12 protein-coding genes are annotated in these 12,179 nt (G+C 60.2%); 1 reads left to right on the plus strand and 11 read right to left on the minus strand.

The window, feature by feature from the left end; translation table 11 throughout:
* Window positions 1–24: 24 nt before the first annotated feature.
* Window positions 25–837, minus strand: coding sequence for a TIGR00282 family metallophosphoesterase (locus EOK75_RS04940; protein WP_137194296.1), 813 nt, complete (start codon window positions 835–837; stop codon window positions 25–27).
* Window positions 838–951: 114 nt separating this feature from the next.
* On the opposite strand from EOK75_RS04940, the gene EOK75_RS04945 reads away from it, so the two are divergent.
* Window positions 952–1,365, plus strand: coding sequence for a PaaI family thioesterase (locus EOK75_RS04945; protein ID WP_137192868.1), 414 nt, complete (start codon window positions 952–954; stop codon window positions 1,363–1,365).
* Here the strand turns inward: EOK75_RS04945 and folD are convergent.
* The 10 genes from folD to tolR all read right to left on the minus strand — a co-directional run bounded on the left by folD (window position 1,362) and on the right by tolR (window position 12,179).
* Window positions 1,362–2,252 carry a bifunctional methylenetetrahydrofolate dehydrogenase/methenyltetrahydrofolate cyclohydrolase FolD gene (gene folD / locus EOK75_RS04950; RefSeq protein WP_137192869.1) on the minus strand — a complete coding sequence of 297 codons (891 nt, stop codon included), beginning with the start codon at window positions 2,250–2,252 and terminating at the stop codon, window positions 1,362–1,364. The two genes, EOK75_RS04945 and folD, sit on opposite strands and share 4 nt — an antisense overlap.
* A gap of 3 nt (window positions 2,253–2,255) precedes the next feature.
* On the minus strand, window positions 2,256–2,570 hold the full coding sequence (locus EOK75_RS04955; protein WP_137194297.1) for a chorismate mutase: 315 nt from the start codon (window positions 2,568–2,570) through the stop codon (window positions 2,256–2,258).
* Between the two features lie 62 nt (window positions 2,571–2,632).
* On the minus strand, window positions 2,633–4,309 hold the full coding sequence (locus tag EOK75_RS04960; RefSeq protein ID WP_137192870.1) for a formate--tetrahydrofolate ligase: 1,677 nt from the start codon (window positions 4,307–4,309) through the stop codon (window positions 2,633–2,635).
* A 396-nt stretch (window positions 4,310–4,705) separates the two neighbouring features.
* Complete coding sequence (ftsH, locus tag EOK75_RS04965) at window positions 4,706–6,613, minus strand: ATP-dependent zinc metalloprotease FtsH (RefSeq protein ID WP_137192871.1); 1,908 nt, start codon at window positions 6,611–6,613, stop codon at window positions 4,706–4,708.
* 74 nt (window positions 6,614–6,687) lie between these two features.
* A complete protein-coding gene (gene tilS, locus EOK75_RS04970) occupies window positions 6,688–7,926 on the minus strand; it encodes a tRNA lysidine(34) synthetase TilS (RefSeq protein ID WP_137192872.1) in 1,239 nt (412 codons plus the stop codon).
* Window positions 7,917–8,732 carry a tol-pal system protein YbgF gene (gene ybgF, locus EOK75_RS04975; RefSeq protein WP_137194298.1) on the minus strand — a complete coding sequence of 272 codons (816 nt, stop codon included), beginning with the start codon at window positions 8,730–8,732 and terminating at the stop codon, window positions 7,917–7,919. The genes tilS and ybgF overlap by 10 nt, the downstream gene beginning before the upstream one ends.
* 5 nt (window positions 8,733–8,737) lie before the next feature.
* Complete coding sequence (gene pal, locus EOK75_RS04980) at window positions 8,738–9,253, minus strand: peptidoglycan-associated lipoprotein Pal (protein ID WP_137192873.1); 516 nt, start codon at window positions 9,251–9,253, stop codon at window positions 8,738–8,740.
* An 83-nt stretch (window positions 9,254–9,336) separates the two neighbouring features.
* Window positions 9,337–10,668 (minus strand): Tol-Pal system beta propeller repeat protein TolB, encoded by a 1,332-nt coding sequence (tolB, locus tag EOK75_RS04985; RefSeq protein WP_137192874.1) that lies wholly within the window; start codon window positions 10,666–10,668, stop codon window positions 9,337–9,339.
* Window positions 10,665–11,702, minus strand: a complete 1,038-nt coding sequence (locus EOK75_RS04990) for a cell envelope biogenesis protein TolA (protein ID WP_137192875.1) — start codon at window positions 11,700–11,702, stop codon at window positions 10,665–10,667. Before EOK75_RS04990 ends, tolB begins: the two co-directional genes overlap by 4 nt.
* 9 nt (window positions 11,703–11,711) lie before the next feature.
* On the minus strand, window positions 11,712–12,179 hold the full coding sequence (gene tolR / locus EOK75_RS04995) for a protein TolR (protein ID WP_137192876.1): 468 nt from the start codon (window positions 12,177–12,179) through the stop codon (window positions 11,712–11,714).

Consider the following 12,179-nt stretch of genomic DNA (forward strand, 5'->3'; position numbering starts at 1 on the left):
GCGTCAGCCATTAACCCGCCGAAATCACGGGTGCGCTTCTTGCAATCTTCCGCCGATACGGATCATGGCCACGCGGGTGGCGCGCCCCGTGGCATCATCGGTTTCCACATAAACCCCTGACAGGGTGGCCGGACCCGCGGCAGGTTGGAACCGCGCCTTGGGCATGCCGGTGATGAAACGGCGCATCGGCTCCAGCTTTTCCATGCCGATCACGCTGTCATAATCGCCACACATGCCTGCATCGGTTTGAAAGGCACAGCCCTTGGCCAATATCTGCGCATCCGCCGTCGGCACATGGGTATGTGTACCCACACAAAGCGAGGCGCGCCCGTCGCACCAATGCCCCATCGCCATTTTTTCGGATGTGGCCTCACAATGCATATCGACGATGGCCGCGCTGACCATACCGCCCAAAGGATGCGCGTTCAGCACCGACTCCACGGCCGAGAACGGATCATCAAAGGGGCGTTTCATAAACACCTGACCCAAGGCCTGAACCACCAAAACCTTGCGCCCGTTTTGCGCGGAAAACACCCGCGCGCCCTTGCCCGGCGCACCCTTGGCATAATTCAGTGGGCGGATGATCCGCGGCTCGGTCTCGATATATTGGAGCATGTCTTTTTGATCAAAGGAATGATCACCCAGCGTGACGCAATCGGCCCCCGCGTCCAAGATGCCCTTGGCATGCGCGCCTGTCAGCCCCATACCACCGCTCGCATTTTCGCCGTTCACCACGACGAAATCCAAGCCCCATTCCGTCCGCAATCCCGGCAACCGCTGCGTAATCGCAGCGCGCCCGGCCCGGCCCATCACATCGCCTAAAAAGAGTAATTTCATACCATTTGAATAGGCGGCGGCGCAAGAAAGGGCAAGCAAAAACAGGGCGTTTACCAAGGATCGGTCGTGCGCTAGCTTTGGCACCACCCGCCCCTTTGTGACAGGACCCTGCATATGACCGACCAACGCATCCGCGACAGCTTTGCCAATCAGGGCCTGATGACCACATTGGGCGCAACCCTAAGCCACGTCGCTGCCGGAGAGGTCCATATATCCGCCCCCTTGCAAGCCGCCACCAGCCAACAACACGGCGCGGGCCATGCGGGGCTTACCTTTGCGCTGGCCGATACCGCCGCGGGCTATGCCGCGCTGACATTGATGGAGGCGGGGCGCGAGGTGATGACGGTCGAGGCCAAGATCAACCTGATGGCCCCCGCGATCGGCGAGGTTCTGATCGCGCGCGGCAAGGTTATCCGCGCAGGCCGCCGCCTGACTGTGGTTCAGGCAGAGGTTTTCGCGATCAAAGGCGACACAGAAACCTGCATCGCCATCCTCCAAGGCACGATGATTCCGGTTGATCCGGCCTAAACCGTCAGGCCCTGCGGCTCAGCCAAGCCATTCGCGCGGCAACAGGCCGTCAAGGTGTTGGCCAGCAGACAAGCAATCGTCATCGGCCCCACACCGCCCGGCACCGGCGTGATCGCACCCGCCACGGCGGCACAGCTTGCAAATTCCGCATCGCCGACCAGCTTTTTCTTGCCGTCCCGCTCAATCCGGTTGATACCCACGTCAATCACCGTGGCGCCCGGCTTGACGTAATCGCCGGTGATCATCTCAGCCCGGCCAACGGCGGCCACCAAAATATCCGCACCTTGGCACACGGCCTTCAGGTCTTTGGTCCGGCTGTGCGCAATCGTGACCGTACAGCTATCGCCCAGCAAAAGCTGCGCCATCGGTTTGCCGACGATATTGCTGCGCCCGACCACAACCGCATTCATCCCCGACAAATCGCCATGATGATCGCGCAGCATCATCAAGCAGCCCAAAGGCGTGCAGGGCACCATGCTTTTCTGCCCTGTGCCCAGCAGCCCGACATTAGAGATATGGAACCCGTCCACATCCTTGGCCGGATCAATGCTGTTGATCACCAGTTCCGAATTGAGATGCGCGGGCAATGGCAACTGGACCAAAATCCCGTGGATCTTGGGGTCGGCGTTCAATGTCGCGATCAATGCCAGCAAATCACCCTCGGCGGTATCATCCGCCAACCGGTGTTCGACCGAATGCATGCCGACCTCAACGGTCATCTTGCCCTTGGATTTCACATAGACTTCCGATGCAGGGTCCGCGCCGACCAGAACCACGGCAAGCCCCGGCTGGATGCCGTTTTCCTCGGCCAAGCGGCTGACATGCTCGGCGACCTGCCCGCGTACACGGGCCGCAAAGGCCTTACCGTCGATGATTGTCGCCGTCATTCGTCACTCTCCTTTTGCCGTGTCGGACTTGCCCAAAACTGCCTCTTCACGCGCGATAGACCAATCAATCAACTGCCGCCAAAGCGCCTCGGCCAAATCAGGGTCCAACCCTTCGGCCATTGACGTTTGACGCACGTTTTGTACGACCTGCTCTACGCGGTCAACGATCAGGGCAGGCAGGCCAGCGCGCGCCTTCACCCGCGCCGCCGCATCGATATAACCCGCCCGCTGGACCAGCAATCGCACCAAGGCCACATCCAGCCGGTCAATTCCGGCGCGGACTTCTGGCATGGTTTCGCAATCCTCTGGGCGTTTCATCATTGCCTCCTCCGGTTGCGCAACGGAATGGACCGAAGCCACGCGCGGGTCAAGGCGATGTTTTAGAACAGCCCCTCGACATCGCCATCGGCATTCAGGCGGATCACCTCGGCCGAGGGCATCCGCGGCAGGCCCGGCATGGTCATAATCTCACCGCAGATCGCAACGATGAACCCCGCCCCCGCCGAAAGCCGCACCTCACGCACGGGCACCGAAAATCCTGTCGGCGCGCCGCGCAGGTTCGGGTCCGTGCTAAAGGAATATTGCGTTTTCGCCATACAGACCGGCAGATGGCCATAGCCCGCCTCTTCCCACGCCTGCAACTGCGCATGCACCGCATTATCGGCAATCACCCCGTCGGCATGATAGATCTTCGCGGCAATCGTTTCGATCTTTTTCATCAAGGGCATGTCATCAGGATAGCTTGGTGTGAAATTGGCCGCACCGCTTTCGGCCAGTTCCACCACCTTATGCGAAAGCTCCTCAACCCCCGCCGAGCCATGCGCCCAATGCTTGCACAAAATCGCCTCGGAGCCTTGGGACGCCACGTAGTCCTTGACGGCCTGCACCTCGGCATCGGTGTCGGTGACAAAATGGTTGATCGCCACAACCACCGGCACGCCGAAACTTTTGACATTCCCGATATGACGACCAAGGTTGGGACAGCCTTTTTGCACGGCCTCGACGTTTTCGGCGCCCAGATCGGCCTTGGCCACGCCGCCATTCATCTTCATCGCGCGCACCGTGGCCACCAAAACCACCGCATCCGGCGCAAGACCGGCCTTACGGCATTTGATGTTCATAAACTTCTCGGCACCAAGATCGGCACCAAAGCCCGCCTCGGTCACCACATAATCCGCCAGCTTCAGCGCGGTTTTCGTGGCGATGACCGAGTTGCAGCCATGCGCGATATTGGCAAAGGGGCCGCCATGCACAAAGGCGGGGTTGTTTTCCAGCGTCTGCACCAAATTCGGCTGCATCGCATCCTTGAGCAGCACCGTCATCGCGCCATCGGCCTTGATATCACGACAATAGATCGGGGATTTGTCGCGCCGGTAGGCCACCACAATATCGCCAAGCCGTTTTTGCAAATCCTCCAGATCATTCGACAGGCACAAGATCGCCATCACCTCGGATGCGACCGTGATGTCAAAGCCGGTTTGGCGCGGGAAGCCGTTGGCAACGCCGCCAAGGTTGACCACCACATCGCGCAGCGCGCGGTCGTTCATATCCATCACCCGCCGCCACACCACACGGCGCGCGTCGATATCCAGCTCATTACCCCAATAGATATGGTTGTCGATCATCGCCGACAGCAGGTTGTGCGCCGATGTGATCGCATGGAAATCGCCGGTGAAATGCAGGTTCATCTCCTCCATCGGGACCACTTGCGCATAGCCGCCCCCCGCTGCCCCGCCCTTCATCCCGAAATTCGGCCCCAAAGATGCCTCGCGGATACAGATCACTGCATTCTTGCCGATACGGTTCAACCCGTCACCCAGCCCCACCGTCGTTGTGGTCTTACCCTCGCCCGCAGGGGTGGGGTTGATGGCGGTCACAAGCACCAGCTTGCCATTCTTGCGGTCCGCAAGGGACGCGATAAACGGCTGGCTGACCTTTGCCTTGTCGTGCCCGTAAGGCAAAAGATGCTCCGACGGGATGCCCAGTTTTGCGCCGATCTCCATGATCGGACGTTTCTTCGCCTCGCGGGCAATCTCAATATCGGTTTTATACGCCATCTTTTCCCTCTCCCTGCTTGGATAGTCCGTATCCGGCCTTCCTTTGGTCTAGCGAAGCCCCCCGCCGCAAGAAAGATCATTTACGACATATTTCGGGACAAATTAACCAGTCCTTCGCTTTGTATCGGTACGGACGGGCTTTGCGCAACAAATGCCACATTTTACGGGCACAATTAAGTGCGCGTAAACCAGTTGGGGGTGTTAATGGAAAAATATCCTAAAAAGGAAAACAAAATGCCGAAAGCTGCTTTTGCTATTCTCTTCAATGCGGCGCTTGGCATTGGCATGGCCATCTCTGCCGGGGTGTTAGCCTGGCTCTAGCGGCCAGCCGAGAAGCCCCGCACAGCAAAGCGCCGCGGAAGATCCCCCCGCGGCGCTTTATCATTCTAGCCGATATCAGGCAGAGGGTTCAGGTTCCATCCCACCCTTTGGCCCGCGTGGTTTGGTCTTAGGGATCGCCACCACCGAGGATGTCTCCCCACCCGATGGCTTATCCTCATCATCATCACCGCCAAGCTTTTCACCCGTGATAACTTTCTTGATCTCGTCGCCCGTCAGGGTTTCATACTCCAACAAACCCTGCGCAAGACGCTCAAACTCATCGGACTGTTCCAGCAAGATCTTGCGGGCAAGATCGTAACCTTCGTCGATAAGGCCTTTGACCTCTTCCTCGATCAGGTTCTTGGTTTCAGCCGATACCGAGAAACCACCCGTTTGCCCCTGATAGCCCTGATGCGCCTCGGCATAATCGATATTGCCGATCTTGTCAGACATACCCCAGCGCATGACCATCGCACGGGCCAAGCTGCTGGCCTGCATGATATCGCCGGAAGGCCCGTTCGATACGCCTTCTTCACCCCATTTGATGATCTCGGCGGCTTTACCGGCCATCGTCATGGCGATTCGCTGCTTGCACTGGTCCTTGTGCATGTTCAGCTGGTCCATTTCCGGCAAGCTCATCACCATGCCCAAGGCACCACCGCGCGGGATGATCGTCGCCTTATAGACCGGATCGCATTTTGGCAGGGCCATGCCCACAATCGCGTGGCCCGCCTCATGATAGGCAGTATGCTCTTTTTGCTCGGCGGTCAGCACCATAGAGCGGCGCTCTGCCCCCATCATGACCTTGTCCTTGGCTTGTTCAAAGTCATGCATGGTCACAAAGCGGCGACCGACACGGGCCGCCATAAGGGCCGCCTCATTCACAAGGTTCGCAAGATCTGCACCCGAGAAACCGGGGGTCCCGCGCGCAATGATCCGCAAATCCACATCCGGGCCAACCGGCACCTTACGGGCGTGAACGGTCAAAATCTTTTCACGGCCCCTGATGTCGGGGTTGGGCACATGAACCTGACGGTCAAAGCGACCGGGGCGCAGCAAGGCGGGGTCAAGCACATCTTTGCGGTTTGTCGCCGCCACGATGATCACACCTTCATTGGCCTCAAAGCCGTCCATCTCCACCAAAAGCTGGTTCAAGGTCTGCTCACGCTCATCATTGCCGCCGCCCATGCCAACGCCACGGGCGCGGCCAACTGCGTCGATCTCATCGATAAAGACGATACAAGGCGCATTCTTTTTCGCCTGCTCGAACATATCGCGGACCCGGCTTGCGCCGACACCGACAAACATTTCCACAAAGTCAGAACCCGAAATCGTAAAGAACGGCACACCCGCCTCGCCGGCAATCGCCCGCGCTAGCAGTGTTTTACCCGTACCGGGGGGGCCAACAAGCAACGCGCCCTTGGGGATCTTGCCGCCCAAACGGCTGTATTTTTGCGGGTTGCGCAGGAATTCAACGATCTCTTCCAGCTCTTCCTTGGCCTCATCGATGCCGGCCACATCGTCAAAGGTCACGCGGCCGTTCTTTTCGGTCAAAAGCTTGGCCTTGGATTTACCGAATCCCATGGCACCGCCCTTACCGCCGCCCTGCATGCGGTTCATGAAGAAGATCCAGATGCCGATCAGCACGAGGAACGGCAACCACAGCGACAACAGGCTGAAGAATCCCGATTGTTCCTGCGGTTTGGCGACCACGTCGATCTCTTTGGCCATAAGCCGGTCGGTCACATCCTCACCCTGCGGCTTGATGACGGAAAAATCCTTGCCATCCTTGCCACGGGCCTGAATGACCTCGCCATCCAGCGTTACACTGTCGATTGCGCCTGAATCAACCTGCTGAATAAATTCAGAATATGACATGCTGCGCGACGACATCGCCGACTGCCCGCCACTGAACAGGTTAAACAAAGCAAGGATCAAGACCAACAGGACGACCCAGAATGCGATATTTCGTGCATTTCCCACGAAGATTCTCCTTCACGTGCCGGCCAAAAAGAGACAACGGCTTTGCGCTTAAAATAGACATAAGTTTCAACTGTTCAATGCGATACTACAAATTGGTTGAAAGCTGCGGCGATACGCGCATGAAAATCGGGTGAAAACCCCGCCAGCGGGGCCGCAACCAGCACATCATCTTGCCATACCGAGGGGCTAACCAACAGCACATCACGCGCGATGCCGGTTTCGCGCCAGCCTTCCACTTGCCGCAAACCATCAGCGCCCAAGCCCTGCAGCTGCTGCCCTGCCGCAAACGGCCCGGTCACCTGCCAACGCCCATCCCATAGCGCATTCGGCCCACAGGCGCCCCCTACGGCCCGCGCCTCTCGCATGAGGCGAAAGCTTTGCGGCCCCATGCGCAGGCGCACCCCCCAAAGCGTGGCATCCCGGCGTGCGGCAATGGCCTGCAAAACCCGCGCGGTTGCAGCGGCGCGCGGGGCATGTTCCGCCCCAGACACCCATAAAATACCGGCCAGCAACAGGCGACGCTGTATTTCAGGACTGCATTCCGACCAAGCCGTTAAATCAAACTCCAGACTTCCGGCCACCTCATGGCAAACTACCACCGCCGCATCGGCAACGGCTTGGCGCACCACGCTTTGCGTCGCCGCAAGGTTGGATATCACGCCCGCCAACCGTTCCACCGTAATCCCCAAAGGCTGCAATTGCGGCAGCAGCTTGCGCGTTTTGACCCGCGTAAACCGCTCATTCTCGTTGCTCGGATCATCGACCCACGCAATGCCTTTGGTCGTCAGATAACTGCGAAGCGTGGCACGCGGCACCGCCAGAAACGGGCGCACAAACCGGACCGCGCCGTGCTGCCACTCGGCGCGCATGCCCGAAAGCCCGTCAATTCCGGCGCCCCGCGCAAGGCCCATCAGAAAGGTCTCGGCCTGATCATCTGCGGTATGGCCTAGAAAAATATGGGTTATCCCCGCGCTTTCAGCCCAATCTGCCATCAAGCCATAGCGCGCCTGACGGGCCGCTTCCATCAGGTTGCCCGTCACCGTGCCATGCTGCCAGACAAGGGTTTGATGCCCAACGCCAAGATCCTCACAAAAACGTGAAACCTCGTGCGCTTCCTCGGCCGAGCCTGCGCGCAAGGCATGATCAACCGTTACCGCCTGCACCGCGCCAAAGGCCTGCCATGCCAGATGCAAGCTCGCCATCGAATCGGAGCCGCCCGAAACGGCAACGGCCACACGGGCATCGGGTGCCGCCGCAACAGCGGCCGATGCCTCCGCGATAAGATCAGATTCGGCCCAGTCTTTTACTGGCACCCCAGCCCCAAAGCAGCCGTTGATGCCTGCACGGCAGCAGGATCACCGGGAAAACGCACGCCCACCTCTTGCAAGGTCACGCACGCCTCGGGCCCCTGCCCCAGTTCGGCCAACGCCTGCCCGACTTTCAGCAGCGATTCCGCCGCCCGCGCGCCCGTCATATCGCCCGAGAATGCCTCCAGCCAAGCACGCGCCGCATCAGATGTTTCCCCAAGGTTAGAGAGCGCCTCACCGCGATAATAATGCGCCTCGGCGGTCAGGGGCCCACCCGTATAGGTCTGGGCAAAGGTCGCAAAGAGGTCCGCGGCGGTGCGAAAGTCACCTTGACCGAGCACCCCCTTGGCCCGGTCAAAATCCGCCTGTTCATTGGTCGCAAGAGAGGTGCTGCCCGTTACAGGCGGCGTCAGCGTCGGGGCAACAACAGCGCCCGTGTCCCCACCCAAAGGCGGGGTTTGGCCGATCGCACCAAGGTCGCCGCCCTCCAGCTCTACCAAACGAAACTCAAGATCGCCAATGCGGTTGGTTCCGTCGGCGACCACCTGATTGATCCGGAACTCCAGTGATTCGGTCTTGGCCGTAAGCTGTGCCAAGGCCGCCTCGATCGTATCCACCCGCTCCAGCAAAGAGCCGCCAAAACCGCTGGCCGCCGCGCCGCCCGTCGTCGAAAGCTCTCGCCGCAATCCCAGAACGGTGGTGTTCAAAACTGTCAATTCCTGCCGGATATCGGCCAAGGTTTGCGCGCGGTCTTGCGCAAACCCTGCCAGCGGCACCACCGCCAGAACGATTGCCATAAAGCCCGCGCGCATCATAATCAGCTACCTGCGCCCATCGACAGAACCGTCACGGCCCGGCGGTTGCGGCTATAGCAATCTTCGGTAGAACAGACTTCGACCGGACGCTCTTTGCCGTAGGAGACGGTGCGCAAACGGCTGGGGGAAATGCCCTGCGAGATCAGGAAATTCTGCGCAGCCGAGGCACGGCGCGCGCCCAAGGCAAGGTTGTACTGCCGCGTGCCCAGCTCATCCGCGTGACCTTCAATGATAACCGCGTAATCGGTGTTGGACTGCAACCATTGCGCTTGTCCGGCAAGTGTCGTGCGCGCCTCATCCGAGAGGGTGTTTTGGTCAAGGCCAAAGAAGACCCGGTCGCCCAGTGTTTGCTGGAAATAGGCAACCGATGCTGGATCATTCACCCCGCCAAGCCCTTGGCTGTCGATGCCACCTGCACCGCCCATACCGCCAGCACCTGCCCCGAAACGGTCAGGATTGTTACAAGCCGCGAGGCCCAGAACTGCGACCACAAGTGCCGCTTTTGTTAGATAAGACATCTGTTCGTCCTTTGTTTATTGGCCCGATTGGGGCCAGAGTAACAGGTTTCAACCGCCCTGTGAATCGGGCAATCTTCAAATTTTTATGGCAGCAGGGGCGACCATGACGGGTCCGATGCAGCGCCGTTAATTGGCACCGGCCGCAGGTTCCGCCCCGTAATATCCACCGAATAAAGCGACGATTGCCCCGCCGCCCCCGAGGTTTCGCGCGAAAACATGATCACGCGGCCATTGGGCGACCATGTCGGACCCTCGTCCAGGAAAGAGGCCGTCAGCAAGCGTTCCTCGGAACCGTCCACCCGCATCACCCCAATATGGAAACGGCCCTGATGCTGTTTGGTAAAGGCGATCATATCGCCGCGCGGGCTCCATACCGGGGTGGAATAGCGGCCCGGCCCGTTAGAGATCCGCCGTGCCTCGCCGCCGCCCGCAGGCATCAAATAGATCTGCTGTGTGCCGGAACGGTCGCTTTCAAACACAATGCGGCTGCCATCAGGGCTGTAATCGGGTGCCGTTTCAATAGAAGGCGCATTGGTCAACCGCGTGGAGGCACCGGATGCCGTATCCACGGTGTAAAGGTCGCTATTGCCGCCCTGTTCCAGACTATAAACCACCGTCCGCCCGTCAGGGGCAAAGCGCGGCGCAAAGGTCATGGTGCCGGGTTGATCGCCCAAGACACGCGCCTGCACCGATGCCACATCCATCAGATAAATCTTTGGAAAACCCGAGAGATAGGAAGTGTACAAAATCCGGTCACCCGTCGGGCTAAAGCGCGGTGCAATCACCAAAGAGCGACTGTCGGTCAGGAATTGCACATTCGCGCCATCATAATCCATCACTGCCAATCGCTTGGCACGCTCGTTCTTGGGGCCGGATTCAGCGACATAAACAACGCGGCTGTCGAAGTAGCCGCCTTCGCCCGTAATCCGGCTGTAAACCGCATCGGCCACCTTATGCGCCATCCGCCGCCAGCTTTGCGGGGTGCCGGCAAATTGCAGACCCTCGCCCATTTTCTGGCCGGAATAAATATCAAACAGGCGGAACTTCACCACAATCCGGTCGCCGCTGGCGCTGATAGCCCCGGTGATCAGGGCCTGCGCATTGATCGCCTTCCAATCAGGATACGATACCGGCGCATCAAAGCTGTCGACACGACCCACATGCGCGCTGGCCGGAATTTCCCGGAACAAACCGGTGCCCGCCAGATCAGAGGCAACCACCCGCGCGATGTTTTTCGCGTGATCAGCGGCCGCGCCGTTTTCGGCGACAAAGTCAGGCACGGCGAAAGGCAAAGGCTCAATCACGCCCTCGGTGATTTCAAGACGAAGCGGGCCGTTTTGCGCCACGGCGGGGGCGGCAAAGCCCACGCATAGGGCAAGCGCAAAGATCAGGCCGAAGGGGCGGTGATAGGTCATTTGATCCTCATTCTCTCCGGGTTGAATACCAGTTCCAGATTACGCCATTCTTCATATTTGTCAGCGGGAAGGTTAAAACCATTGGCCCCGCAGCGGATTACCGCGCGCCGCGCCGCCTCAAAGGCCTGACGCGCAGCAGTTTGCGATCCGCCTTCATATTCAGTCATCGCGACAGAGCCTGCATCCGGCTTGCCGTCCGGACCGAGACTAACGGCAACCGTCACCGTGACCATCAACGCCTCGGACGACAAAGAGCCGACGTTCCAACACGCTTGCACGGCCACCCGCAGCGCATCCTTTTCACCCGAGGTCATCGGCGGGCCGCTTGGCGCTGCGGTATCGGATGCGCCAGCGGTGCTGGTTGCAGCCGTCGCGGCGGCGAGCGCCTCGGCGATGGCATCACGCGTGGCTTGGGTTGTTTGCGGGGCGGCGTCCGGCACCTCCTCGGGCGTGGTTTCGGCGCGCCGCGCAGGTTTTGGCCGCGGACGGGAGGAGCGGGAAGGCGCAAGCGGTTCGGCCTTATTGGCCTCGGTTGCAAGCTCGGTTCCGGCCTCTTCGGGGGCGGCTTCGGGCACGTCCTCTTCGACCACCTGCGCCTCGGGGGCAGCTTCGGGCGTTACCGCCGGGGTTGCCACCGGATCGGGGATCGCATCGGGGGCCGGCGCCTCAGTTGGGACGGGGGCCACACGCGGTGCGGGCTTGGGGCGCGGACGGTCGTTGATGGTGGGCGCCAGAACGGGCGGCTCCTCAAGATCAATCGGGCCGGGCGTTTGCTCATCGGGCAATTGCGGCACGGCCTCGGGGGCGACCTCTTCCACCTCGGGCTCCGGGATTGGGTCGGGCGCTGGTGCCGCAGGTTCGGGGGCCTGCGGCGCCGCGGCCTGCATCGCATCAAATTCCGCGCTGGTGATCAGCGACACTTCGGTCATCGCGACCTCTTGCGCGTTGTCATGCCGGATAAAGAACCCGCCGATGAACACCCACGCGATCAGGCCCACATGCCCCAGACCTGAAAAAAGAACACCTCTGTCCATCACGTCAGCCTAGCCGCCGCTTGCGCCAAAGGAGGGACCATCGGTATCTGTGACCAGCCCGATATTGCGAAAGCCGCCGGAATTAAGCGCGCCCATCACCTGCGCCACGCGCGAATAAGGAATAGAGCCGTCGGCCCGCAAAAAGATCTTGTCGCTGGTCCGCTCTGACGCGACAGCCCGCAGTTTCGGGATCAGCTCACCGTCCGCGACCTCTTGCGACTGGATCAGAATGCGGCCATCGGCGGTCAGCGTCACGGCCAAGGGTTCCTCTTGCTCGGTCGGCAAGGCGCTGGCTGCAGTTTTCGGCAGCTCAATCGGCACACCCACGGTCAGCATGGGTGCCGCCACCATAAAGATGATTAGCAGCACCAACATCACATCCACGAAAGGAGTGACGTTGATCTCGGACATCGCGGCGGATTTGCCCCGCCGACGCCCGCGTCGCCCTCCGGTTTTTTGCTGCACGCCGGCACCCAT

The organism is Pseudorhodobacter turbinis, assembly GCF_005234135.1.
Lineage (GTDB): Bacteria > Pseudomonadota > Alphaproteobacteria > Rhodobacterales > Rhodobacteraceae > Pseudorhodobacter > Pseudorhodobacter turbinis.

What these genes read in the sequence shown, in the direction of transcription:
- EOK75_RS04955 (WP_137194297.1), bottom strand. Translation starts at nt 2,570, where the DNA reads ATGAAACGCCCAGAGGATTGCGAAACCATGCCAGAAGTCCGCGCCGGA.
- EOK75_RS04940 (WP_137194296.1), bottom strand. Translation starts at nt 837, where the DNA reads ATGAAATTACTCTTTTTAGGCGATGTGATGGGCCGGGCCGGGCGCGCT.
- EOK75_RS04960 (WP_137192870.1), bottom strand. Translation starts at nt 4,309, where the DNA reads ATGGCGTATAAAACCGATATTGAGATTGCCCGCGAGGCGAAGAAACGT.
- folD (WP_137192869.1), bottom strand. Translation starts at nt 2,252, where the DNA reads ATGACGGCGACAATCATCGACGGTAAGGCCTTTGCGGCCCGTGTACGC.
- EOK75_RS04945 (WP_137192868.1), top strand. Translation starts at nt 952, where the DNA reads ATGACCGACCAACGCATCCGCGACAGCTTTGCCAATCAGGGCCTGATG.
- EOK75_RS04990 (WP_137192875.1), bottom strand. Translation starts at nt 11,702, where the DNA reads ATGGACAGAGGTGTTCTTTTTTCAGGTCTGGGGCATGTGGGCCTGATC.
- tolB (WP_137192874.1), bottom strand. Translation starts at nt 10,668, where the DNA reads ATGACCTATCACCGCCCCTTCGGCCTGATCTTTGCGCTTGCCCTATGC.
- tolR (WP_137192876.1), bottom strand. Translation starts at nt 12,179, where the DNA reads ATGGGTGCCGGCGTGCAGCAAAAAACCGGAGGGCGACGCGGGCGTCGG.
- pal (WP_137192873.1), bottom strand. Translation starts at nt 9,253, where the DNA reads ATGTCTTATCTAACAAAAGCGGCACTTGTGGTCGCAGTTCTGGGCCTC.
- ybgF (WP_137194298.1), bottom strand. Translation starts at nt 8,732, where the DNA reads ATGCGCGCGGGCTTTATGGCAATCGTTCTGGCGGTGGTGCCGCTGGCA.